At 69.3% G+C, this 23,036-nt stretch carries 28 protein-coding genes; 18 read left to right on the top strand and 10 right to left on the bottom strand.

Annotated features, from left to right (window positions below; translation table 11 throughout):
* The first annotated feature begins 17 nt into the window (after positions 1–17).
* The 5 genes from FFT09_RS09295 (at position 18) to FFT09_RS09315 (ending at position 3,798) form a co-directional block, all read left to right on the top strand.
* A complete protein-coding gene (locus FFT09_RS09295) occupies positions 18–215 on the top strand; it encodes a hypothetical protein (protein ID WP_138382407.1) in 198 nt (65 codons plus the stop codon).
* 134 nt (positions 216–349) lie between these two features.
* Positions 350–955, top strand: a complete 606-nt coding sequence (locus FFT09_RS09300) for a hypothetical protein (protein ID WP_244231284.1) — start codon at positions 350–352, stop codon at positions 953–955.
* Positions 956–1,038: 83 nt separating this feature from the next.
* Entirely contained in the window at positions 1,039–2,085 is a 1,047-nt protein-coding gene (locus FFT09_RS09305) for a Gfo/Idh/MocA family protein (protein WP_138382409.1), read from the top strand.
* A complete protein-coding gene (locus FFT09_RS09310; RefSeq protein ID WP_138382410.1) occupies positions 2,086–3,342 on the top strand; it encodes a DegT/DnrJ/EryC1/StrS family aminotransferase in 1,257 nt (418 codons plus the stop codon).
* A gap of 6 nt (positions 3,343–3,348) precedes the next feature.
* The gene (locus FFT09_RS09315; RefSeq protein ID WP_138382411.1) at positions 3,349–3,798 is read left to right on the top strand and encodes an NUDIX hydrolase; all 450 of its coding nucleotides are present in this window, start codon (positions 3,349–3,351) and stop codon (positions 3,796–3,798) included.
* A gap of 15 nt (positions 3,799–3,813) precedes the next feature.
* Here the strand turns inward: FFT09_RS09315 and FFT09_RS09320 are convergent, their stop codons facing one another.
* Complete coding sequence (locus tag FFT09_RS09320; RefSeq protein WP_138382412.1) at positions 3,814–4,599, bottom strand: hypothetical protein; 786 nt, start codon at positions 4,597–4,599, stop codon at positions 3,814–3,816.
* Positions 4,596–5,318 carry a helix-turn-helix domain-containing protein gene (locus FFT09_RS09325; protein ID WP_138382413.1) on the bottom strand — a complete coding sequence of 241 codons (723 nt, stop codon included), beginning with the start codon at positions 5,316–5,318 and terminating at the stop codon, positions 4,596–4,598. The genes FFT09_RS09320 and FFT09_RS09325 overlap by 4 nt, the downstream gene beginning before the upstream one ends.
* A gap of 330 nt (positions 5,319–5,648) precedes the next feature.
* On the opposite strand from FFT09_RS09325, the gene FFT09_RS09330 reads away from it, so the two are divergent.
* The 3 genes from FFT09_RS09330 to FFT09_RS09340 all read left to right on the top strand — a co-directional run bounded on the left by FFT09_RS09330 (position 5,649) and on the right by FFT09_RS09340 (position 7,732).
* Complete coding sequence (locus tag FFT09_RS09330; protein ID WP_138382623.1) at positions 5,649–6,098, top strand: NUDIX hydrolase; 450 nt, start codon at positions 5,649–5,651, stop codon at positions 6,096–6,098.
* Between the two features lie 133 nt (positions 6,099–6,231).
* Positions 6,232–6,927, top strand: coding sequence for an MOSC domain-containing protein (locus tag FFT09_RS09335; protein WP_208544388.1), 696 nt, complete (start codon positions 6,232–6,234; stop codon positions 6,925–6,927).
* Positions 6,928–7,009: 82 nt separating this feature from the next.
* A complete protein-coding gene (locus FFT09_RS09340) occupies positions 7,010–7,732 on the top strand; it encodes a tyrosine-protein phosphatase (protein WP_138382414.1) in 723 nt (240 codons plus the stop codon).
* Here the strand turns inward: FFT09_RS09340 and FFT09_RS09345 are convergent, their stop codons facing one another.
* Positions 7,733–8,470, bottom strand: coding sequence for an SDR family oxidoreductase (locus FFT09_RS09345; RefSeq protein WP_138382415.1), 738 nt, complete (start codon positions 8,468–8,470; stop codon positions 7,733–7,735). It lies immediately after the preceding gene.
* 86 nt (positions 8,471–8,556) lie between these two features.
* On the opposite strand from FFT09_RS09345, the gene FFT09_RS09350 reads away from it, so the two are divergent.
* The 4 genes from FFT09_RS09350 to FFT09_RS09365 all read left to right on the top strand — a co-directional run bounded on the left by FFT09_RS09350 (position 8,557) and on the right by FFT09_RS09365 (position 11,138).
* A complete protein-coding gene (locus FFT09_RS09350) occupies positions 8,557–9,105 on the top strand; it encodes a TetR/AcrR family transcriptional regulator (RefSeq protein WP_138382416.1) in 549 nt (182 codons plus the stop codon).
* Positions 9,106–9,218: 113 nt separating this feature from the next.
* Positions 9,219–9,608, top strand: a complete 390-nt coding sequence (locus FFT09_RS09355) for a VOC family protein (protein ID WP_138382417.1) — start codon at positions 9,219–9,221, stop codon at positions 9,606–9,608.
* 230 nt (positions 9,609–9,838) lie between these two features.
* Positions 9,839–10,279, top strand: coding sequence for a hypothetical protein (locus FFT09_RS09360; RefSeq protein ID WP_081193060.1), 441 nt, complete (start codon positions 9,839–9,841; stop codon positions 10,277–10,279).
* A 211-nt stretch (positions 10,280–10,490) separates the two neighbouring features.
* On the top strand, positions 10,491–11,138 hold the full coding sequence (locus tag FFT09_RS09365; protein ID WP_341869003.1) for a lytic polysaccharide monooxygenase auxiliary activity family 9 protein: 648 nt from the start codon (positions 10,491–10,493) through the stop codon (positions 11,136–11,138).
* 6 nt (positions 11,139–11,144) lie between these two features.
* Here FFT09_RS09365 and asnB read toward each other — a convergent pair whose 3' ends face one another.
* Positions 11,145–12,665, bottom strand: a complete 1,521-nt coding sequence (gene asnB / locus FFT09_RS09370; protein WP_138382418.1) for an asparagine synthase (glutamine-hydrolyzing) — start codon at positions 12,663–12,665, stop codon at positions 11,145–11,147.
* Positions 12,666–12,877: 212 nt separating this feature from the next.
* On the opposite strand from asnB, the gene FFT09_RS09375 reads away from it, so the two are divergent.
* Together FFT09_RS09375 and FFT09_RS09380 are read left to right on the top strand one after the other, a co-directional pair.
* Complete coding sequence (locus FFT09_RS09375; RefSeq protein WP_138382419.1) at positions 12,878–13,864, top strand: LLM class flavin-dependent oxidoreductase; 987 nt, start codon at positions 12,878–12,880, stop codon at positions 13,862–13,864.
* Positions 13,865–13,994: 130 nt separating this feature from the next.
* Complete coding sequence (locus FFT09_RS09380; protein ID WP_024876529.1) at positions 13,995–14,261, top strand: hypothetical protein; 267 nt, start codon at positions 13,995–13,997, stop codon at positions 14,259–14,261.
* A gap of 15 nt (positions 14,262–14,276) precedes the next feature.
* Here FFT09_RS09380 and FFT09_RS09385 read toward each other — a convergent pair whose 3' ends face one another.
* Genes FFT09_RS09385 through FFT09_RS09395 form a run of 3 tightly spaced genes read right to left on the bottom strand, consistent with a single transcriptional unit; the run spans position 14,277 to position 17,361 of the window.
* A complete protein-coding gene (locus tag FFT09_RS09385) occupies positions 14,277–14,924 on the bottom strand; it encodes a YdcF family protein (RefSeq protein WP_138382420.1) in 648 nt (215 codons plus the stop codon).
* A gap of 47 nt (positions 14,925–14,971) precedes the next feature.
* A complete protein-coding gene (locus FFT09_RS09390) occupies positions 14,972–15,931 on the bottom strand; it encodes a zinc-binding dehydrogenase (RefSeq protein WP_138382421.1) in 960 nt (319 codons plus the stop codon).
* Positions 15,919–17,361, bottom strand: coding sequence for a DHA2 family efflux MFS transporter permease subunit (locus tag FFT09_RS09395; protein WP_138382422.1), 1,443 nt, complete (start codon positions 17,359–17,361; stop codon positions 15,919–15,921). Before FFT09_RS09395 ends, FFT09_RS09390 begins: the two co-directional genes overlap by 13 nt.
* A 56-nt stretch (positions 17,362–17,417) precedes the next feature.
* Between FFT09_RS09395 and FFT09_RS09400 the strand changes: the two genes are divergently transcribed.
* A complete protein-coding gene (locus FFT09_RS09400) occupies positions 17,418–17,906 on the top strand; it encodes a MarR family winged helix-turn-helix transcriptional regulator (RefSeq protein ID WP_244231285.1) in 489 nt (162 codons plus the stop codon).
* Positions 17,907–17,947: 41 nt separating this feature from the next.
* Positions 17,948–18,589 (top strand): GNAT family N-acetyltransferase, encoded by a 642-nt coding sequence (locus FFT09_RS09405; RefSeq protein WP_138382424.1) that lies wholly within the window; start codon positions 17,948–17,950, stop codon positions 18,587–18,589.
* On the opposite strand, the gene FFT09_RS09410 is transcribed toward FFT09_RS09405, so the two are convergent.
* A complete protein-coding gene (locus tag FFT09_RS09410; protein WP_024876523.1) occupies positions 18,586–18,960 on the bottom strand; it encodes a hypothetical protein in 375 nt (124 codons plus the stop codon). The genes FFT09_RS09405 and FFT09_RS09410 overlap by 4 nt on opposite strands.
* 149 nt (positions 18,961–19,109) lie before the next feature.
* Between FFT09_RS09410 and FFT09_RS09415 the strand changes: the two genes are divergently transcribed.
* Complete coding sequence (locus FFT09_RS09415; RefSeq protein WP_244231286.1) at positions 19,110–19,529, top strand: MerR family transcriptional regulator; 420 nt, start codon at positions 19,110–19,112, stop codon at positions 19,527–19,529.
* A gap of 139 nt (positions 19,530–19,668) precedes the next feature.
* Here the strand turns inward: FFT09_RS09415 and FFT09_RS09420 are convergent, their stop codons facing one another.
* The gene (locus tag FFT09_RS09420) at positions 19,669–20,607 is read right to left on the bottom strand and encodes an ADP-ribosylglycohydrolase family protein (protein ID WP_138382425.1); all 939 of its coding nucleotides are present in this window, start codon (positions 20,605–20,607) and stop codon (positions 19,669–19,671) included.
* 99 nt (positions 20,608–20,706) lie between these two features.
* Here FFT09_RS09420 and FFT09_RS09425 point away from each other — a divergent pair, with 99 nt between their 5' ends.
* Positions 20,707–22,323, top strand: a complete 1,617-nt coding sequence (locus FFT09_RS09425) for a peptide chain release factor 3 (RefSeq protein ID WP_138382426.1) — start codon at positions 20,707–20,709, stop codon at positions 22,321–22,323.
* A 24-nt stretch (positions 22,324–22,347) separates the two neighbouring features.
* Here FFT09_RS09425 and FFT09_RS09430 read toward each other — a convergent pair whose 3' ends face one another.
* Positions 22,348–23,004, bottom strand: coding sequence for a TetR family transcriptional regulator (locus tag FFT09_RS09430; RefSeq protein ID WP_081193074.1), 657 nt, complete (start codon positions 23,002–23,004; stop codon positions 22,348–22,350).
* Positions 23,005–23,036 lie beyond the last annotated feature (32 nt).

Consider the following 23,036-nt stretch of genomic DNA (forward strand, 5'->3'; position numbering starts at 1 on the left):
CGGTGACAGGAGGCCCCGTGACCAGCCATAACTCTTACCGCTCCGAGGTGGTTCGTGATTCGCTCCGCGTGTTCCTCGACGACCTCGCCGCACGCGCTGCCGTCGTTCTCAGTGAGCACATCGATGCCGGAAACCACTGCGCGGCATGTGGGCTGACGTGGCCGTGCTCTCGTGCCGCGTTGGCCGATCACAACCTCGAGATGGCTCATCCGTGACTCCCTCCAGCCGGCAGGACCGGCGACGCCAGTACCCCGACGCTCGTCGCCGGTCCTGCCTTCCAGACAAATTGGACATGCAGCCCAAGGCCGGGTCCCTTGGAGGCTCGCTTGGCCCGCCCAGAGGCAGAACGTTGAGCGCAGAGGCGTCGGTCTCGGAGGACGGGCTCCTCCTCGTTGCTGGCCCGAGCGCGATCTCGTGCGCACAGCTTCTCGTGCAGGCACACGCTCGGGACTGGCGGCTCGGCCAGCGTTGCGCGAACACCGCCAGCGGTGTCGTGCGGGAGTTCGTTGCGCACTCCATCGCAGCGACGGGTACCGCCGACTCAGGTTCAGCCCACGTCGGCGAGCCCGCACGGTCCGGACTGATAGCCGTTCGGTTGCTTCTCATGGCACGGTCGCTGGTCGTCCAGGTCTGGGACAACCACGAATCGGCGCCGACGTCGCTCTCCGAAAGTCCCTTCCGAGCTGACATCGAGGACTGGGGCTACGACCTGCCCCGTCCTGGTCGACGCGTTCTCTGGTGCGCCATCACCAGGCAGAACAGGGCCATCGACGACACGGTGCGGCTGTCTCCGGTGCTACCGCGCCGTGAACGGAAGAGGTATCCGGAACCGCGCGTTCTGATCAATCCACTACGTGACATCAGGTTGCTGCAACGCGTTCTCGACGGACTTCGCTCACTCGACCGAAGCGCTGAGAAGGAAACGAATGCTCACCACCTCAGAAGGGCGGGATAACTTTGGAAAGGCAACCGTTGTTCGACCGTCGACCATGGTTCGCGTTCTCTGAGAGAAAGTGTTCGCGAGAGGGAAGATTATACATGAGTGACTTGTTGCGACTTCCGCTCGCCGCCAAGGGAGGCCGGTCGAGAAGTGCTACGAAACTTCGAGCAGCGGTGGTGGGGCTCGGCAAGCAAGCGCTTGAGGACCATGTACCGGGCCTGCTGGGCTCGGACGCGGCGGAGCTGGTCGCGATCTGCGACGAGAACGACGCGGTCCTGCGCGAGCAGCAGTACAGGCTCCAGGTCAACGGCTACGCCAACGTGGAGGCGATGTTCGATGCTGAACAGCTCGACTTCGTCGTCGTGTGTGTCCCGCACGATGCGGGACGGCAAATCATCGAGGTCGCGGCCAGTCGAGGAATTCATGTGCTGAAGGAAAAGCCCTTCGCAACGACCTTGTCCGAGGCCAAGGAGCTCGCGAAGGAATGTGAGCGCGCCGGAATTCATCTCATGGTGACGCTTCAGCGGCGGTTCAATCCCGTCTATACGAGCTTCCACCAACTCGCGGACCAGATCGGCACCCCGTTCGTGGTCGACGCGGCGTACACACTGCACATCGCCGACCCGTCCGAAGGCTGGCGCGGCCATGTCAACCGAGCGGGTGGCGGGTGCGTGATCGACATGGGCTACCACCTGGTCGACATGCTGCTGTGGTACTTCGGCCTCCCCGACCGAATCCTCGCGGATATGTCGATCAACGCGCGTCCGGACCGCGACTACGACGCCGAGGACACCGCTCTCATCCATTTCTCTTACGACAGCGGCCTCTACGGGTCGCTCCTGCTGTCCCGGTTCATCGGGCCGAAGACCGAACAGATCAGGCTCGTCGGTTCGAAAGGGATCGTGCGCCTCGAACGAGGACGTATCCAGCGCCTCACCAACGACGGCGAGGTCGTGGAGTCACTGGCACGCGAGCAAGCGTGGCCATCGGCGGCCGTGTCCCAGGTCAACCACTTCTGCCGTGTCGTGGAAGGGCTGCGACCGAACGTCAGCGGCCCTCGCGAAAACCTCGCCCACCTGAGCTTCATCCAGGGCTGTTACGAGTCCGCCCGCACCCGAACCCACGTGAACCCGAAGGAGCTGTGAGTGAAGGCGCTCGCCGTCAACGGTGGCACACCGGTGATCACGGAGCCGGGACCCCATTTCACCTGGCCGCCGATCACCTCGAACACCACCAAGGCAGTACTCGACCAGCTCGAGACCTCCGTCTCTATCTACGACCGCTCAGGTGTCATCGCGGAGCTGGAGGACGCGCTCAAGGACTACTTCGGCGTGCGTCATGCGGTACTGACCAGCTCCGGGACCGCGGCGATCCACTCTGCCTACGCGGCCGCTTACGTCGAGCCCGGTGACGAGGTGATCGTCCCCGCCTACACGTTCCTCGCCACTGCGACGCCGCTGCTGCACCTGGGTGCGATCCCCGTACTCGCCGACAGCGACGAGACGGGCAACGTCTCGGTGGCGGATGTCGAGGAGCGCATCACCGACATAACGACAGCGATCATGGCAACCCACCTCTGGGGCCTTCCCGCAGTGGTCGACCAGCTGCGCCAGTTGGCGGACGAACACGACCTGCTCCTTCTTGAGGATGCCTCCCACGCTCACGGCGCGACCGTGGCGGACCGGAAGGTCGGCACGTTCGGTCACATCGCCGCCTTCTCGATGAACGGGCCGAAACCCCTCTCCGCCGGTGAGGGCGGCTTCGCACTGACGGATGACGACGAGCTGTTCTACCGCCTGCTCCTACACGGCCACTACAACAAGCGATGCCGCAACGAGATCCCCACTCAGCATCTGGCCCACCGCTATGCGGTCACCGGTACGGGGCTTAAGTTCCGTATCCATCCGCTCGCCGCGAGCATAGCTCTCGACCAGCTCGCCAACCTCGACGAATACTTGACCGGCCGGCAACGCATCGCCGACTACCTCTGCCGTGCACTGGCTCAGCTCCCCGGCCTCGCCGTGCCAGCTGTACCCGCGCAAGTGGGGCCGGCTTGGTACGGACTACCGCTGACCTATGTACCCGACGAGCTCGGCGGTCTCTCAATCGAGCGCTTCCACCAGGCGCTGCTCGCCGAGGGCCTCGGGGAGATCGACCGGCCTGGCTCGACGTGTCCGTTGAACCTGCTGCCGTTGTTCCAGGACCCGGATCCCATGTTGCCTGGTTACCGGCACGCCAACCGTGTCGCCTACCGCCCGGGCCAGTTCCCGGTGGCGGAGCAGGTCTGGCGGCACACGCTGAAACTTCCGGTCTGGCACCGGGAGGAGGACCTTCCCCTCGTCGACCGCTACCTCGAGGGAATCCGCAAAGTAATCGACAACCACGAAGAGCTACTAGGGTAGGCCAGCATGATAGATGTTTCCGTGCTCGAAGAACTCACGACACAGGCTGCGAACGACGAGGTCCAGCAACTCGTTGTGGGGGCCATCGTGCAGGTGGGTGAGAAAATCCTGCTGCTCAAGCGTCCGGCGGACGACTTCATGGGCGGGATCTACGAACTGCCGAGCGGCAAGGTCGAAGGTGACGAGACACTCGACGCCGCCCTGGTCCGGGAGGTCGCCGAGGAGACCGGCCTGACGGTGACCGACCTCGTCGCCTACCTGGGCAGTTTCGACTACACCTCGGGCAGTGGGAAGAAGAGCCGCCAGTTCAACTTCGCCGTCAGCGTGGAAAGGTCCGAGCCGGTTCGCCTGACCGAACACGACTCGTATCTGTGGGCCTCGCTCGACGAGCAGCCCCCGGTGACGGACGCAGTTAAAGAGATCGTCCAAACCTACCGGGGGCTGCACCAGATGTGACGGGTGAGTACCTGGTCACGGGTGTTCATCAGCTGGACAGGAGCGTGGAGATTCCGGATGGTCCTCTCGCTCCAACGTCTCAACCTGGACCGCTTCGCCAGACGTGGCGTCTCGTTTCACCAGTGACGCCAGACCGCTCGCCAATCCGAGTACGAGCAGGGGTACGCACGCCACGACCGTGGTGACCGGCCACGGTGCGGTGGCGGTGCCCGCAGCCTCCATGACGTGGCTGGCGACTTGTGCGCCACCCCCGACGACCAGGCTCGCTGTGAAGGTGCGACGAGCGAATGTGCGGGTACGTGTGGTGAGTCGGTCGGAGGCGAGTAGCACCCTGAGTGCGTAGGCGGAGTAGAACTCCACGGACAGCGGTAGCACGACGGCGGTGTTCACGGTGAGCCCGGACTCGATGCCCGGTAGGAGGTTGATCGGGCCGAAGCCGGTCAGTTCGCCGAGCCGGACCCAGCCACCCCAGATGGCGACAGCCGCGGCCAAGCCGATGACAGCCAGCGGCCAGGGACGGGGGAGGCGATCGCCCCGGACAGCGGGTGCAGCCTCGCGCAGTGAGGCCTGTCGACCGGTGTTGTCCGGGTGTCCGTCAGCGGTTGGTTCGGTTGGCGACAGGCTGGCGGCGGTGTTGTTCTCGCTGGCTGCCAGCGTCGCCAGCGCCTTCCGGACGGCGTAATCGGTGGCGCCGGTCAACCGCACCAACGCAGGGCGTCCCGGCCGTGGCCGACCAGCTTGGCGAGCTGTTTCGAGCGCTTGGCGCACCTGAACGACCACCGCATCCTCTGTCGTGGTCACCGGCGGCCTCCCTGTGACTTGCCTACCGGCGAATCGTGTCGTGGATCAGCGGTCTTCTCGCCTCTGCTAGCGAAATCCTCGCTACCGGTGGTGGGGCCGTCCGTGCCGACGCTCTTGGCTGGGTGGCATCGAGGACAGCGGACCGACCTGGTTCGGTCGACATCCAGCCAGACGACACGGGCGCTCACCGGGTCGGAGTCGCGGCCGTCGCACTGCCCGCAGACGGGTCCGACGGTGCCCGGCGCGGCGCGCTTGCCCGCAGGACGGCTCTTGTCACGGTTAAGGACGGTTCGGGGGCAATCTCTGCCCCTCGCCGTGCGGCTCTTTGCCCCTCGTGCCTGCTGTGTTTGCCCCTCGTGCTGGTCACCAGGGGGCAAGTTCTGCCCCTCGTCGGAAGGGTTGTCCACAGGCTGCCGAATGACCAGGTCGTAGTTGTTGGGACGTCGGTCCGCTCGCTTGAGGTATACGGCGACGATCTCCTGGTCGGCTGAGCGCCGGATAAGGCCGAGTTCTTCCAAGGCGCGCAGGGCGTAGCGCACCGAGCGCTCGGAGAGCCGGGTGTAGCGCATCAGCCGATTCAGCGAGGGGAAGGCGTTGCGGCCATCCGGGTCCGCGTGGTTGGCGAGCCCGACCAGGACTATCGCCAGACTGGACGCGTCTCGGCGGTTGGTGGGGATCGGAGCGATGTTGAGCGCCCAGTTGATGGCTTCGATGCTCACCACGCCACCGCCTCGGAGAGGGCGTGCAGCGGCTGGTGGGGGAGGTCGTGCGGGCTGTGGATGGGCGTGGTCATCGGCGTCTCCGTTCAGACGTCCCGTCTCACACCTGTCTCACGGACTGGCGGGACGGGGCTGGATGGGAGGCCTTGACCTGGACTACCTACAGGATGCTGACCTGCGGAAACGCCCTCGATGGACGTCGCAGGAAGTTTCCTTCGCGACTACGGATCAGAAGGTTTGGGGTTCGAATCCCTACGGGCGCGCTTCAACCCCAAGTCTCACGGCTTGGGGTTTTTGCGTGTGTGGTTCCGTTTCGGAAGTGACGCCGGCATGATCGATGCTTCCGAGCTCGCAGAACTCACTGCCCAAGCCGCCAGCGACGGGGTGCGGCAGCTCGTTGTCGGGGCTGTCGTGCGGGTGGATGACAAGGTCCTGTTGCTCAAGCGTCCGGCGGACGACTTCATGGGCGGGGTCTACGAGTTGCCGAGCGGCAAGGTCGAAGGTGACGAGACGCTCGACGCCGCCTTGATCCGGGAGGTCGCCGAGGAGACCGGTTTGACGGTGACCGACACCGTCGCCTACCTGGGCAGCTTCGACTACACCTCGGGCAGCGGCAAGAAGAGCCGCCAGTTCAACTTCGCCGTCAGCGTGGCCAAGTCCGAGCCGGTTCGGTTGACCGAGCACGACTCGTACCTGTGGGCCTCGCTCGACGAACAACTCCCGGTGACGGGCGAAATCCACCAGATCGTCCAGGCCCACCGAGGGCTGCACCCGGCGTGATCGGATAAGCGCCGGTCTTCACTCGCTGTCGGCGTCCGGCGATGGTGGAACCCGCAGCTGCCAGAATGTCGGATCGTGATGTCCGACGGGGTCGGGCAGGCGCCGAACCCTTCCGCGGGAAAGAGAGCAGGGCGTGAACAGTTCGCACGGCTGCGTGCTCAGCGTCAACGTCGGCCGGGCCCGTGCGGTGCCCTACACGGACCACCCGAGCGACGTGACGGGCATCGACAAGCGGCCGGTGGACAGGCCGGTCCGGGTAACTCCGGCGGGGCCACCAGGCGTCGGGGGCAGCGGAGTCAGCGGTGACGCGGTGTGCGACCTGCGCTTCCACGGCGGCGACGACCGCGCCGTGTACGCCTTCGCCCGGGAAGACCTGGACGACTGGCAGCGGGAGCTGAACCGGGTTCTGAGCAACGGTTCCTTCGGCGAGAACCTGACCGTGGTCGGTATGGACCTCCGCCACGCGCTGGTCGGAGAACGCTGGCGGGTCGGCCCCGACGTCGTCTTAGAGGTGACTGGTGGCCGTATTCCCTGCCGCACCTTCGCCGACTGGCTCGACGAGAAGGGCTGGGTACGCCGCTTCGCCCGCGCCGCGTCCCCTGGGGCAATGCTTCGCGTCATCGAGGCTGGCGACATCAGCGCGGGCGATCGCATCGCGGTCGTGCACCGCCCGGACCACGTCGTGACCGTGTCCCGCCTGTTCCGCGCGGTGACCACCGATCGGGCGATGCTGGCAGACGTACTCGTGGCCGCACCCTGGATGGAGCGCGAACAGTTGGAGATCGCCCAGCGGTACGCCGCCAAGTACTCCGCACGCACCGACGGGTAGCCGTTCGGCAGCGCCGAGGCGAGCACGCCGCGAAAGCCCGCAGCGATGCCAACCGGGCATGGACGCAGGGCGTCTTGTCCACATGACTGGTGACAGGGAGCTGGCGTGGCAGGGCTGTGTCAACGCTCGTGATCTGGGTGGGTTGGGGTGGCTCGCACCGGGCGCGGTGGTCCGCATGGAAGCGCCCACCTACCTGGGCGCGGCCGGATGGGCGGCGGCGTGGGCGTACGGGGTGCGCACGATCGTCGATCTACGCCATCCTACGGAGTGCGGGCTGGACCGCGCGCCACGACCGGCGGGGATGACGACCGTGCGGGTACCGCTGGACCCGGCCGGTACGCCGTTCTACGAGCAGTGGCGACACATCGACAATCTGGCCTCGCCGCTGTACTTCCCGGCCCTGCTGACAGCACATCCCGAACGTGTGATCGCCGCCGTGCGCGCCATCGCCGATGCCACCCCGGGATGCGTGGTGTTTCACTGCGCCGGCGGCAAGGACCGGACCGGGCTCCTCGCACTCGTGTTGCTCGTGGTGGCCGAAGCCGAGCCCGAAGAGATCGTCGCCGACTATCTGCTGAGTTATGACCGGATGAAGCAACGGTATGACGAACTCGGGGTTCGCGATCAGCTGGCCGCTGTGCGCGAGATCGTCGCCGGGCATGGCACCACCATCGAGGACTCGCTGACCTCGACCATCGCGTCACTGAGGATGCCCGACTTCCTCCTGGAGAACGGCCTGTCCGAGGCCGAACTCTCCGACCTGCGCGCCCGGCTGACGACCGGCTTCGCTCTCGCCACCCGGTGACTAGTCCTGCACGGTAGGGCGGATCGTGATGTCGCCGACTTCGACCTCACGCGGCTGCTCGATGGCGAACGCGATGGCACTGGCGACTGCCGTGGGAGGGATGGCGAACGCGTCCATCGCGTGCTGGATCCTTTCGCGCGCATGAGGATCGGCGATGGAGGACGCGAGCTCGGTGCCGACGAAGCCGGGTGAGATCGACGTGGTGCGCAGTGTCCCGTCGGTCGATTCCCGGCGTAGCCCTTCGAGCAGTGTGCCCACCGCGTTCTTGGTTCCGGCGTAGACAGCCATCGTCGGAACGATCTTGAGGCTGGCGGTCGACAGTGTGGTCACGAGATGCCCCTCGCCTTGCTCTCGGAACACCGGAAGGGCCGCGGCGATCCCGTGGAGCACGCCGCGCAGGTTCACGTCGATCATGGCGGACCAGCCGTCGACGTCGAGGTCGGCCACAGGGCTGATCTTGCTGATGCCCGCGTTGCCGACCAGTACGTCGATCCTGCCGAAGTCGGCGACAGCGCGTTCGACGAGCCGAGTCAGGTCGGCTTGCCGGGTGACGTCGATCTGACAGGCGACCGCGCGGCCGCCCTGCTCGCGGATGTCGGCGGTGAGGCGCTCGAGTCGTTCGGTGCGGCGTGCGCCGAGGACGACGGCGGCCCCGCGCTCGGCGAGTAGGCGTGCAGTGGCCTCGCCGATGCCGCTTCTCGCTCCGGTGATGGCGACGACTTTGCCGTCGATCGACATGGGAAGCCTCCGCGATAGAGTGGACACGTGTCCGCTTAGGGAGCGAACAGTACCGGACACGTGTCCGCTTAGGCAATGGAGGGTTGATGAACGCAGCTCGGCGGCGCGCCGACGCGGCGGAGAACCGCACGCGCATCATCGGAACCGCGCGTGCCGTGATCGCGCGCTCCGGTGAGGTGAAGCTGAATGCGATCGCCAAGGAGGCGGGCGTCGGGCAGGGCACCTTGTACCGCCACTTCCCGACGCGGGAGGCGCTTCTCGCCGAGGTGTACGCCTACGACGTCGACGAGCTCGTCGCGGCGGCGCCCGCACTGCTGACTGAGTACGAACCGCTCGCCGCGTTGCGCCTGTGGTTCGACCGGGTGGCCGATTACGCGCGAGTCAAGCGGGGTGTGTTCGCCGCGGTCGAGGCGGGCGTTCAGCGTGACCTCGCAGCCAACAGCCACGGTCCGATCGGCGACGCACTGACCGCGCTGCTCGTTGCCGGAAAGGCCGATGGCACGATCCGTCCGGACGTCGACGCGCGCGACGTCATCCTGCTCATCGGCTACCTTTCGCGGCTCGACGAGGCCGAGTGGGACGCCCGCGCGCGGCACTTGCTGCGGCTTGTCGTGGACGGCCTGCGTCGCCGCTAGCCGCTGGAAGGTCGAACGTCTCGTCGCGGGATAGGACCCGAAAACTTGTCGCGCCTGCTCGCCTCGCCCGGTACGGTGTCGAGCCGTTCCCACGCTGAAAGTAGGTTTCGTCGATGGCATGTCGTATCGGTGAGCTCGTGCTTGATTGCCGCGATCCCGAGTCTCTGGCGCGGTTCTGGTGCGAGGTGCTGGACTTCGTGGAGCTCGGTCGCGAAGAGGGCCAGGGTGGTTACGCCATCGAGATCGGGCCGCGCGAGGGGTTCGGCGGGCCGCAGCCGACGATCATTCTCCGAACCGGGGGCGAGCCCGAGCAGGGGAAGTCCCTGCTGCACATCGACGTCAACCCCACCGACCGCGATCAGGACGCCGAACTCGAACGTCTCCTGAAGCTCGGGGCACGCCCTGCCGACATCGGTCAGACCGGCGAGGAGCAGTGGCACGTGCTCGCCGACCCCGAAGGCAACGCGTTCTGCCTGCTCAAGGCCCGCCTCAACCCGCTCTGACGGCTCGGTATCCCGGCTGGTGGTTGAGTACGCGCGGCCTACCGAGACGTCGCCGAGTCCGGTGATACGCCGTCACACCGTCGCGTGTGAACACTGCACGGTCTGCTGTGGACAGACAAAAACTCCCGTGTCGCCTGATGTGAGCACTCGGACGGCGATCAGTCGCGCCCTTCATTAGCGTCCGAAACGCAGCGCTTCGTCGCGCTGCTTTCGACGACCAAGGAGGCACCATGATCCGTACTCGGCGTGTGCTGGCGAGTGCATTCCTCGCCGCCGCTGCGCTGTCCGTGAGTGCGGGGGTCGCCCAGGCGGCCCCGCCGGAAACCACGACCGCTCCGAACGAGGCTGTGCAGACCGAGCAGGCCCCGCAGCAGGTTCCGCAGCAGGAAGAGGCCGTGCAGCAGGACGAGGCCGCGCAGCCCGGGGCCGTGCAGCAGGAGGAGGCCCCGCAGCAGCAGAAGCCCGCTGAGGAGGCCCCCCAGCAGGAGGCCGAGCAGCCCGAGGCTCAGCAGCAGGAGGCCGAGCGGCCTCAGGCCGAGCAGCCGCAGCAGCAGGAGCCGCAGTTCTCGATGACGGCGAACATGACGCCGGCCGACTTCTTCGAGATGCTGTTCTCGTCGGGCAGCCTGGAGGGCACCGTGGACTTCGGGGAGGCCCCGCTGGGCTTCTGATTCCTCCGGCGCCGCGCGGCGGCGCCGAGCCTGCCTGCTCAATCCCGCGTACCTCGTGCGCGCGATTCCACAGCGCCCCGCCCGAATTGCTCGGGTGGGGCGCTGTCGCCGTTGTCGGGGGTCACCCGATGGGACAAACCGGGTGGCTGGTTGTTGTTTACGGTGTTTTCCTTCCTGGTGGCCCTGTACGCCACAGAGAAGGAAGCCAACGGTGCTGAGAAAAGCGTTGCTCGTGTTCGTGTCCGCCGTCGTGGCCGCCACCGGAGCGCCCGCGGCCGTCGCCGTCCCGCACGGGTCGGTCGTCGACCCGCCGACCCGCAATTACGGCTGCTGGGATCGCTGGGGAGACAAGCACCTTTCACCGGCCATGAAGTCCGAGGACCCGATGTGCTGGCAGGCGTACCGGGAGAACGCCAATGCCATGTGGGACTGGAACGGTCTCTACCGTGAGGACGTCGGCGGAAAGCACCGCGAAGCGATTCCGGACGGGCAGTTGTGCAGTGGCGGCAGGACACACGACGGGCGTTACGCGGCGCTCGACCTCGTCGGGGAATGGCGTGCCGCGTATCGCAACAACCTGTTCACCATGAACGCCTACGATTCCGCCCGGCACGGCGCCGACTATTACCACGTCTACATCACCGAGCAGGGTTTCGATCCGCTCTCCGAATCACTCGGATGGGACGATCTGGAACTGGTGAAGAAAGTGGGCAGCAAGCCGCCTGCCGAGAACACGCGCTTCACCGTGGACGCGGGCGAGCGCAGCGGCAGGCACATCGTGTACACGATCTGGCAGGCGAGCCACATGGACCAGTCGTACTACCTGTGCAGCGACGTCGTGTTCACCGGAGCCAAGTAGCCAGGGTCACCAGCCCGTGAAGCGCCCGATCAGGTGCTGCGGGTCCACGCCCGTGAGTTCCCGCTGGAACAGGCGGTAGTACGCCAGTTCCTCGCGGGAGCGGGGCGGTGGGTCGAGTTCGTCGCGGGCGGCGTCGAACCGCTCCGACGTGACGGTGGAGCCGTAGTACTCGCCGAGCACGTCGCGCGCGCCGGTGCCCTGCCCGAACTGGGCCTTGGGCCGCCACAGCAGCCGCTCGGGCAGCCAGCCCTCGAAGGCCCTGCGCAGCAGCCATTTCTCCGCGCGGCCACTGCTCAGTTTCCACCGGGCGGGCAGCTGGAGACCCAGCTCGACCACGTTCAGGTCGAGAAACGGCGTGCGCGCTTCGAGTCCGGCCGCTCCGGCGACCCGGTCCACGCGTTGCAGCCCGCCGATGTGCAGGCCGTGGATGGTGGCGAGCAGTTCCTCGTGCAGCGCGGTGTCGCTGTCGAACTCGCTGTAGTAGCCGTAGCCCGCGAACAGCTCGTCGGCGCCCTCGCCGATGAGCACCACCTTGACGTCGCGGGCCGCGCGCTTGGCGACCAGCAGGTTCGGCACCGAGCTGTGGACCAGCGACGGGTCGAACGACTCGATGACCCGGATGACCTCGGGGACCCAGTCGATGAGCTCGTCGTGCGTGTAGACGCGCTCGTGGTGGTCGGTGCCGAGCGCCTCGGCGACCTGGCGGGCTGCCACGAGGTCGTCGCTGCCCGCGAGCCCGACCGCGAACGTGGGAAAGCGGCGGCCCGCGCGGTGTGCGTGGCGGGCCGCGATGGCGGTGACGAGGCTGGAGTCCAGACCGCCCGAGAGCAGCGCGCCCACGGGCACGTCGGCGACGAGGCACCGCTCCACGGCGCCGATCAAGGCGTCGCGGATGGCCGCGAGGGCTGCCTCGGACGGTTCGGGGTCCTGCCCGCCGGGCACGCCGGCCGGTGCGACGTCGGCGAGGACGCGGAACGGCACCAGCCCGTCGGTGGGAGTCCACACGTGTCCCGGTGGGAACGGCTCGACGTCGGGCCGCCGGTGCGGGTCGAACGCCTTCAACTCGCTCGCGAACACCGCCGTGCCGTTCTGGCGAGCCCAGTACAGCGGTGCGATGCCCATGGTGTCGCGGGCGGCGAAGAAGCCGCCGTCGATCGTGGCTCCGGCGAAGGCGAACATCCCCCACAGTCGGGACAGCGCGGCGAGGCCGTCGGCCTCGATCAGGTGCAGGGCGCTCTCCTGGTCGGCGCGGCTGGCGAACACGTGCCCGCGTTCCTGGAGTTCGCGGCGCAGTCGCTCGTCGTTGTAGATTTCGCCGTCGCCGACGAGCCAGTGCCTGCCCCGGGAGTCGCGCAGCGGTTGCGCCCCGCCTGCCAGGTCCACGACGGCGAGTCTGCGGTGGCCGAGCCAGGCGTGGTCGAACGCACGGGTGCCCTGGCCGTCGGGGCCGCGATGGGTGAGCCGGTCGAGCATGCGCAACCCTTCGCGGGGCTCGAAGGGGCCGTGCGCGGCGACGATGCCGGACATGGGCGCTCACCTGCCTCCCTGCCGGGGTGGTGCCGAGTCTAGGAGCACGAGGGCGGGCCCGCCCCGCGTCGTTCACCCCACCGGGCGCAGCCGCAAGGTCACTGAGTGATGAGTCTCATCTCGGTCCGTTCCGGGAAGGGATGCGGCTGCCGCGGTGTCGGTAGTGGAGAGCGGAGCGTGTGCTCCGCCTGCTCGTGTCGAAAGGGTGACCCGTGACCGTGAACTACTCCATCCTCGACCTGGCCACGATCGGCAGCGGCGAGACGCCCCGGCAGGCCCTGGACAACAGCGTGGCGCTGGCCCGGCGTGCGGAGGAGACCGGATACCGGCGCGTCTGGTACGCCGAGCACCACAACTTCCCCTCGATCGCGTCGTCGGCCACCAGCGTGGTGATCGCCCACGTCGCGGCCCACACGGAGCGGATCCGCCTCGGCGCGGGCGGCATCATGCTGCCCAACCACGCGCCGCTGACCATCGCCGAGCAGTTCGGCACGCTGGAGACCCTGCATCCCGGGCGAATCGACCTGGGCCTGGGCCGCGCGCCCGGAACCGACCAGAAGACCCTGCGTGCCCTGCGGCGTGACCCGACCTCGGCGGATAGCTTTCCCCAGGACGTGCGCGAACTCCAGGGCTACCTGCGCGGGGAGAGCCTCATCCCCGGCGTGGACGCCATTCCGGGTCAGGGCACCGACGTGCCGCTGTACGTGCTGGGCTCGTCGCTGTTCGGGGCGCAGCTCGCCGCCGCGCTGGGACTGCCGTACGCGTTCGCGTCGCACTTCTCGCCCGACGCCCTGCGGCAGGCCGTCGCCGTGTACCGCGAGCAGTTCCGGCCCTCGGAGCAGCTGGCGGAGCCGTACGTCATCGCGGGCGTCAACGTGCTCGCCGCCGACACCGAGGACGAGGCTCAGGAGCAGTTCCTGACGATGAAGCGCCAGCGGGTGAGCATCCTGCTGGGCCGGGGCCGGACCTTCACCGACGAGGAGGCCGACCAGGTGCTCGACTCGCCGCACGGCGCGCAGCTGCTCAACATGGTCCGCTACACCGCCGTGGGGACGCCGGACCGGGTCAGGGACTACCTCGACGACTTCGCCGTCCACGCCGACGCGGACGAACTGATCACAGCGCACCAGGCGCCCTCGGTCAAGGGCCGGCTGCACTCCGTGGAACTTCTCGCCGCCATCGCGGGTCTCACGTCGTGATCCGGTAACGGACTCCGCTCATACCGCCCACCGGGCCCGCCGGTGTGCTGGGGTGCGGCGGGGGGCTCATCGTGGCCGCGCGGGAGGGGGCGTTCAGGTGAGCGGACGACGCGAGGAACAGGGTGAGGACATGCCGACACACGAGGACACGTTGGCCCAGCTGTACCAGGGCGTGGAAAGCTGCACGAACATCCACAACGCCATCCAGCACGCGCACTCGATGGCGGCGAACCTCTCGGACGTGCTGCGCAACAGCCTCGGCGGCACGGGTGCCTACGACGAGGTCGGCGGGTACAGCGAGAGCGTGCTGACCCAGCTGGAGCTCTCCGCGCAGACCGTGGAGCAGACCCGCCACGCCATCGAGACCCTGATGCTGCGGTTCGACATCGTGTACTGACCGTGCGCGCCCGCGTCACACCAGCCGTGCGGTGAAGCCCGCACGGACCAGCCGCCCGAACGCGGCCTCGACCTCAGACGGCACCTCCTGGGTGGTCGTGAAGCCGCGCTCGGCGTAGACCGTCATGCGCTGGGTCTCGCCGACCAGCATGTTCACCACCCGCTCCGCGCCGAGGACGGCCAGGTAGTCGTCGAACGACTCCGGTGCCGCCGAACAGGACGCGGTCAGCTCGGGCCAGTGCTTCCGGCACGTCGCCAGCGCCCTGCGCTGCTGGTACGGCTTGCAGATCAGCGTCGCCGCGCGCACCGGCACGCCGTGCTCGGCGAGCAGCCGCCTCGTGAGCGCGATGTTCTCCCCGGTGTTGCGAGCGTGGGGCTCCACCAGCACGGCCTCGTCCGGGACTCCCAGCGCGACCGCCCGCTCGCGGTAGGCCACCGCCTCCCCGCGCGGGAAGGCGGTGGCCGTGGTCGGGGCGGTGGCTCCCGTGAACACCAGCAGCGGGAACCGGCCCTCGTGGAACAGCGCGGCGGCGTGGTCGGCCACGCCGAGGTCGTGGCTGCCGAGGCCGATACCGACGTCGGCGCGGCGCGGCGGGTGCCGCAGCACGTGGTAGTCCCAGAGGAGTACCGCGTCGGCCCGCACGGTGTCGGGAAGCGATGTCATGGCACCAGGGATACCGGGAAGTGCCACGGGGCGCGATCGGCTGCTGGTCAGGGCAGCAGGAGGGTTTTGCCGATCGTGGTGCGGGACTCGATGGCGGCGTGCGCACTGGCGGCCTCGGCCAGCGGGAAGGTCTGCCCGATCGTGGCTTGGAGAGCGCCCTCGGCAGCGAGTTCGAGAGCACGCTCGGTGAGGGCGAACAGGTCCGCCGCGCCGAGCGCCTGCAGCCCGATCACCGTGATGCCACGGTCGGCGATGGCGGCCTCGTCGAGCGTGCCCCACCGTCCCCCGGCCGCGCCGTGGCGCACCAGGCGCCCGCCCGGCCGGAGCAGTTCGGCGAGGCCGGTGGTGGTGTCGCCGCCGATGCCGTCGAAGGCCACGTCCACGCCGCGCGGCGCCGCCTCCCGGATGCCGCGAGCCCACGCGGGATCGCGGTAGTTCACGGTGACCTCGGCGCCGAGGTCGCGGGCGTGGGCCAGTTTCGGGTCACTGCCCGCGAGGGCGACGACGCGCGCCCCGGCGGCCGTGGCGAGTTGCACGAGGACACCGCCCACGCCGCCCGCGGCAGCGGTCACGATCACCGTCTCGGATTCCCGGACTCGTGCTGCTTCGTGCAAGCCGACGGCGGTGCGCCCGTCGGCGAGCAGCGCGGTCGCGTCGGGCAACCCGAGCCGGCCGGGCACCCGGTGCAGGTCGGTGGCGCGGGCGAGCGCGAGTTCGGCGTATCCGCCCGTGCCACCGGTGGTGGTGACGACCCGGGCACCGAGCCAGTCGCGGTCCACGCCGGGGCCGATCCGGTCGACGGTGCCGCCGACACCGTTGCCGAGCACCGCCGGGAAGGTGGCGGGCGGCACGACGGTGCTTCCGGCGCGGGCCAGGGTCTCGACGAAGGTGATGGCGGCGACCTCCACGGACACGCGGACCTGGCCGCTGCCGGGTGCGGGATCGGGCAGGGTGACCGGTCGCAGCACGCTGGGGGCGCCGGGGTGATCGGTGATCACGGCTCGCATGTCGTGGTCCTCGCTTCCGTGTCGTGGGTGTCGGCCGGTGGTAAAGGCGCGGGGGCTGTCGCGGGCAGGAACGGCACGACCAGCGCGGCGACGGCGGCGAAGCCGAGCGCCCAGGCGAAGGTGTGCGCGAACGCGGTGGCGGTGTCGAGCCCCGCGAGCAGGCGGTGGAGGACGAACGCGACGACGACCGTGCCGACGGAGGCGCCGATGCGCTGGACGACGTTGAGCAGGCTCGTTGCCCTGGGGATCACGGCTGCGGGGAGATCGCGGTAGGCGGTGGCCGAGACGGCCACCCCGATGCCGCCGAGCCCGGCGCCGAGAGCCACGAGCCCGGCCGAGAGAACCGGCAGCGGCGCGCCACCCGCGAGGACGAACACACCGAGCCCCGCGCAGGCGAGCGCGGCGCCGGTGAGCGCGACGATCCGGGGGCCGCTGCGGTCGGCCCAGCGGCCCGCGACCCACAGCCCGGCCATCAGCCCGAGGCCCTGCGGGGCCACGAGCCAGCCGACCTCGCCCACCGGAACCCCGCGCGCCTGCTGGTAGTACAGCGGCAGGAGCAGCATCGGCCCGTACAGGCTGGCCCCCGAGAGGAACATCATCACGGTCGCGGTCGAGAACGATCGGTACCGGAACAGCCGCAGGTCGACGAGCGCGGCCTCACCACGGCGCCGGGCGTGCAGCACGAATCCGGCGAGCAGCGCCGCGCCGCCTGCCAGCAGTCCGACCGCCGTGGTGGGGGAGTTCGACAGGTCGTCGGCGAGTGTGAGCCCGGCCAGGATCGCGACCGTGCCCGGGACCAGCAGCAGTGCCCCGGTGAGATCCAGCCGTGCCCGGCCCCGCGGTGGAGGCGGGTGCAGGTGGCGGTGAGCCAGCGCGAGGGCGAGCAGGGACAGCGGGATGTTGACCAGAAAGATCCAGCGCCAGCCCAGTGAGCCGAGGACGAGCCCGCCCACGACGGGCCCCAGGATCGGGGCGAGCTGCCCGGGGATGCCGATCAGCCCCATGACCCGGCCGATCCGCTGCGGGCCCGCGGCACCGGCCAAAATCGCCTGCACCAGCGGAAGAATCAGACCCGCGCCGAGGCCCTGCACGACCCGGAAGACGATCAAGCTCTCGATCGACCAGGCGAGTCCGCACAGCGCCGAACCCGCGAGGAACACCCACAGGGTCCCGAGCCAGACCCTGCGGGCGCCCCAGCGATCGGTCAGCCAGCCCAGCAGCGGGATCGCCGCGGCCATCGCGAGCAGGTAGCCGGTCGTGGCCCACTGCGCCGTGCGGACGGTCGTGCCGAACGCCCGTGTCAGCTCCTCCATCGCGACAGCCACGATCGTCGTGTCCAGCAGCGCGACCGAGGCGCCCGCGAGCAGCACCCCCATCAGGCGCAGCAGATCGCGGCCGAGCGGTTCCGGGCCGGCCGAGTTTGCTGGCATGCCAACAGTCTAGGGGAAGTTTGCTGGCATGCCAACAGACTCGTTATCCTGGGGCGGTGCCGAACCCGCCGGACGACCACCAGGGCAGGGCGCGACCCCCGCACGTCGGTGTCAATGTGCCCGATGCGCCGGTCGGGTCGTTGCTCCTGCAGGTCATCCGCGCCCACGCGCGCGTCGGAACCGAGCTGCTGAGCGACGTGGGCGTCGCACCACCGCAGGAGATCGTGCTGCTGTACCTCCACTCGCACGGGCCGCTGCCGCAGACCGAACTCGTGCACTACCTGGGACGCGACCGCTCGACCGTCACCGCGACACTCCAGGCGATGGAACGCGCCGGGCTCGTCACGCGAACGCCGTCACGGGAGGACCGGCGCGCCATGATCGTCCAGCTCACGGCGCAGGGCCGCGACACCGTGCCGCGGGCACACGCGGCCTGGCGTGAACTCGAACGGCGCACCACCGCCCACCTCACCGCGGACCGGCGCGCGGAGTTGCTGGCGGCGCTCGCCCTCGTGCGCGACGCCCTCAACGAGGGTGGCGGATAAAACGGGGTGCCACACCCCGCGCCGTCGGCGACCATATGCCCATGCTGGCCGACCACTTTCCCGTGCTGGGGCTGCGGCTGCGAACGTCGAGACTGGAGCTGCGGGTGCCCGACCACGACGACCTGTCGGCGTTGATTGAGGTGGCGCTCCGGGGGGTGCATCCGCCCGAGGTCATGCCGTTCCGCATTCCCTGGACGGACCGCGAGCCAGCCGAGCTGGCACGGGGTCTCGCCCAGCACCACTGGCGCATGTGGGCGCAGTGGAGTCCCGACAGCTGGTGCCTGCTGCTGTGTGTCGTCCACGACGGTGTCGTGGTGGGCAGCCAAGCGTTGCAGTCCCGTGCCTTCGCGGTGACCCGGGAGGTCAGCAGCGCGTCGTGGCTCGGCCAGGCACACCAGGGACAGGGCATCGGTACCGAGATGCGCGCGGCGGTGCTGCATCTCGCCTTCGCCGGGCTCGGCGCGCGGGAGGCGGTCACCGCCGCGACCGAGGGCAACGCCGCGTCGCTGGCCGTCTCCCGCAAGCTCGGCTACGCCCCGGACGGCAAACAGCGCGACGTCGTACGCGGCGAGGCCGTCGTCGAGCAGCGGCTTCGCCTCACCCGCGCGGACTGGGAACGTCACCGCACAGTGGACGTCACCATCGACGGGCTCGCGCCGTCCCTGCCGCTGTTCGGGCTTTAGGCTTCCGCGCCGACCAGCGCGTCCAGCGCGGTGTGTACGCCGGAGAGGTGTGTCGGCCAGGCGTCGGTGACCGCGCGCCAGGCGGCGCGTAGCGAGACGTTCTCGGCGAGGACCAGTACCGGGCCCTCGCCCCAGCGACTGGCGACGACCGTGCCGACGCGGTCGGCCTCGTGGGGCAGGGGTGCTCCGCCGGGGAGGAAGTCCACGGTCAGCGAGGCGCCGGAGCCGGTTCCCGTGAGGTCGTCGGTGACACCCTGCAACGCGGCGCGGTAGCCGCGCAGCACGTGGCGCGTGTGCCGGTCGGCGGGGAAGGGACTGGCGGGGTGGCCGGCGTTGTAGGCGTCCACGGAGTCGAACAGCTGTGGTGTCACGGCGGTGAATCCTACCCTGACGTTAGGGCAAGTTCGTGTGACCTTCCCGGCGTTCCCGCAGCTCGGCATTCTACTGTGGACGATCTGCGTTCAAGATCGAAAAGGAGTACGGTGATCATGTCGCCGGCCGAGGAAGTGAGGTTCATCCCGTGGGTGAGCACATGCGCATCGGTGAGGTGTCGGCGAGGACCGGACTCTCCCTGCGCACCATCCGCTACTACGAGGAAGTCGGGCTGGTGGCGCCCAGTGCTCGCAGTCAGGGCGGGTTCCGGCTCTACACCGAACCCGACCTCGCCAGGCTCGCCCTCGTCCGCCGCATGAAACCGCTGGGCTTCCAGCTCGACGAGATGCGGGAACTGCTGGAACTGCTCTCCCCGCCGTCGAGCCCCGGCGCCGAGTCGTCGGTACTGGACGAGTCGCGCCTGCGCCGATTGCGGGAGTTCACCGAGCGCGCGGAGCGGCGTTGTGCGGCACTGCGCGCCACGGTCGGAACGGCGGAGGACTTCGCCGCACTGCTCCGCGAAAGTCTGGCCCACCACACCGAACGTGCCCGCCGAACGGACCCCTGACACCGTGTCCGCAAGTTACGTAGCCGTGTCCGCAGTTCCCGTAGTCGTGTCCGCACCGTGCGATGCGGACTCGGCTACACAGGCTGCGGACACGACTACGCAGGCTGCGGACACGGCTACCTAGGCTGCGGACACGGCGTTACGCCAGGTGTTCGGCGTAGAGGTGGAGGTGGCGGGACGCCTCAAGGCGGCTCACGGCATGTGCGGGCAGCGCCGCGTATCCGCTGTGGGCGCCCGCGAGGGCACCCGCCATCGCCGCGACCGTGTCGGTGTCGCCCCCGGCGCGGATGGCGAACCTGATCGCGGCGTCCGGCCTGCCCGGGTGACGCAGGAACGACAGCAGCGCCAGCGGAACCGACCCCGGTGCGGAGACGTCGTTGCCGAGCGCCGCGGCGGCCTGCCCGGGGTCGACGTCGCTGTCGGCCAACTCCGCGACCAGGGCGAACTTGTCGTGCCACAGCGCGGAGCGCACGCACTCCCGCAGCGGCGGCACGAACCTTGCCACCCGCACGGGCTCGGTGGCGTCGAGTCCTAGCGCGAGATGGGTCGCCACGGCCTGACACACGGCCCCGTGCAGGGCGTCGGCGTGGGCGTGGGTGACCTCCGCGCTCCGGCGGGCCAGTTCCGCGACCTCCCGCACGTCGCCTCCCGCGAGCGCGACGGGCGCCACGCGCATCGCGCCGCCGTTGCCGTAGGAGCCGTCGGGGAAGACGGCGCGGATCGCCTCGCGCCACGGCGTGCCTTCCGTGATGAGCCGGAACGACGTCGTGACGCCGCCGCCGTAGCCGCGCCACGGCTCGGCCTTCCATGCCTCGGCCAGCTCGCGGGCGAGCACGTCGGTGTCGACGCCGTCCCGCCCCCGGTTCGACGCGCCCCGGCGGTGGGCCAGATGCCGGGCGAGCACGAGCGTCAGCGCCGTGTCGTCCGTGTGCGACAGCGGCCCCGTGGCGTGTTCCGCGCGGACGATGTCGGCTTCGGTGACACCGTCCTTGCCCTCGAACGACGCGCCGAGGCAGTCCCCGAGCGCGAGCCCGAACAGCAGCCCGCGGGCCCGATCGACGCGCGTCGGGTCGGTCATCGCTCACTCATGGCGGACACCTGGCCCTTTCCTGCCGCTCGTACCAGGCCCCCTGTACCCTGGTCCGGGTATGTGCTCTTCCAGCCTGGACAGCTTCGCATGAGCGCGCGTGCGGACGCAGCCACTTCTTCCGGTGTCGACGCCGCCGCGCAGGCGGCTCGTCGGCGTTCGTTCGCTGTGATCAGTCATCCGGATGCGGGTAAGTCGACGTTGACGGAGGCGTTGGCGTTGCACGCGCGGGTGATCTCCGAGGCGGGGGCTGTGCACGGCAAGGCCGGTCGGCAGGGTGTGGTGTCGGACTGGATGGAGATGGAGCGGGCACGCGGCATTTCCATCACGTCGGCGGCGTTGCAGTTCTCCTACCGCGACGCGGTGGTCAATCTGCTGGACACCCCGGGACACGCGGACTTCTCGGAGGACACCTACCGGGTGCTGTCGGCGGTGGACTCCGCGGTGATGCTGCTGGACGCGGCCAAGGGCCTGGAGCCGCAGACGTTGAAGTTGTTCGACGTGTGCCGGCACCGCGGTATTCCGGTGATCACGTTCATCAACAAGTGGGACCGGCCCGGCCGCGACGCTCTGGCGTTGTGTGACGAGGTGAGCGAGCGGATCGGGTTGACGCCGATGCCGCTGACGTGGCCTGTGGGGGTGGCCGGTCATTTCCAGGGTGTGGTGGAGGCCGGTGACGGGTCGTTCACCCGCTATGCGCGTACGGCGGGTGGGGCGACGGTGGCCGCCGAGGACCGGCTGCCCGCGCAGCGGGCCGAGGCCGAGGTGGGTGCGGACTACACGGCCGCGGTGGAGGAGCTGGAGCTGGTGACGGCCTCGGGCGGCGAGTTCGACGCCGACCGTTACCTGGCGGGTTCGGCCACGCCGGTGTTGTTCGGGGCGGCGGTGAGCAACTTCGGGGTGCGGCACCTGCTGGATCTGCTGGTGGAGCTGGCGCCGCGCCCGTTGCCCCGGCCGGACGTGGCGGGGGCGCCTCGGCCGTTGGAGGCGGAGTTCTCGGCGTTCGTGTTCAAGGTGCAGACGGGCATGGACCCGGCGCACCGGGACCAGGTGGCGTTCGCGCGGGTGTGTTCGGGGGTGTTCGAGCGGGGGATGGTGGTCACCAACGCCACCACCAAGCGCCCGTTCGCCACGAAGTACGCCCACCAGGTGTTCGGGCAGGAACGCTCCACGGTCGACACCGCCTATCCCGGCGACGTCGTGGGCCTGGTCAACGCGACCGCGCTGCGCGTGGGCGACACGTTGTACGCGGGCAAGCCCGCCGTGCGGTTCCCCGGCCTGCCCAGTTTCGCGCCCGCGCACTTCGCGGTGGCCCGTCCCGCGGATCTCAGCAAGGCCAAGCAGTTCCGCAAGGGTGTCGAGCAGCTGTCCTCGGAGGGCGTGGTGCAGGTGCTGACCTCGGATCTGCGCGGTGACGCCGCACCCGTGTTCGCCGCGGTGGGGCCGATGCAGTTCGAGGTCGCCGCCCACCGCATGCGGCACGAGTTCCACTCGCCAGTCAAGCTCGACCGGCTGCCCTACTCCACCGTGCGCCGACTGGGCGACCCCGCCCAGCGCGCCCTGGTCGACGCGGGCCGCTCCAGCGAGGTCCTCACCCGCGCCGACGGCACCGACCTCGCCCTGTTCGAGGACGACATCAGCATGCGCGTCCTGCAACGTCGCCACCCCGAACTCGCCCTCGAACCCCTCGTCGCCGCGGGCGACTGACCCACACCCACACCCACACCGCTCCTACCGCACCGGCAGCGCGACGGCGCCGGGGACCGCCGCGAACGCCTCCTCGACGCGGCGGATCAACATCTCGGTGCCGCCGTGGCCCCGCCGTCCCTCGAAGCCGCGTCCGGCGACCCAGTTCTTGGCGCCACACCGCCATGCGCTGAGCGCCAACTCGCCGACCAATCGCAGCCGCACGTCCTGCCTGCCGTCGATACCGGTGCGGTCTTCCAGCACCTCCACCACGCGGTCCGGCACGGTGACGGAGAGCAGCAGGCTCCGGTCGCGCAGGGCCGGGGTTCCCGCGATGAGCCTGCGGGTGGCGATGAAGCGGCGGTCCCAGTCCGGGCCGAGTTCCCGCACGGCCGAGGTCAGGCAGTCGCGCACCATGTCGAGCAGCCGCCCCCGCATCGGGTGGGTCCGCAGCGTCTCGATGTAGGTGTCCCAGAGCCGGATCTCCGCCGCCAGCGCCACGTCCTCCTTCGAGGCGTAGTTGCGGAAGAACGTTCGCTTGGAGACCTCGACGGCCTCCACGAGGTCGTCGAGGGTGGTGGCGTCGAAGCCGCGCTCGTGGAACAGGCGCAGCGCGGTGTCCTCCAAAGCCGTGCGGGTGCGGAGCTTCTTGCGCTCACGCAGCGGCAGTGGCCGGGCCTGCTGCCCTTCGGGTGCGGTCATGCCGGGCGAGTCTAGGCGACCGAACTGCTCGG

This window comes from Saccharomonospora piscinae (assembly GCF_005862235.1).
GTDB classification, from domain to species: domain Bacteria; phylum Actinomycetota; class Actinomycetes; order Mycobacteriales; family Pseudonocardiaceae; genus Saccharomonospora; species Saccharomonospora piscinae.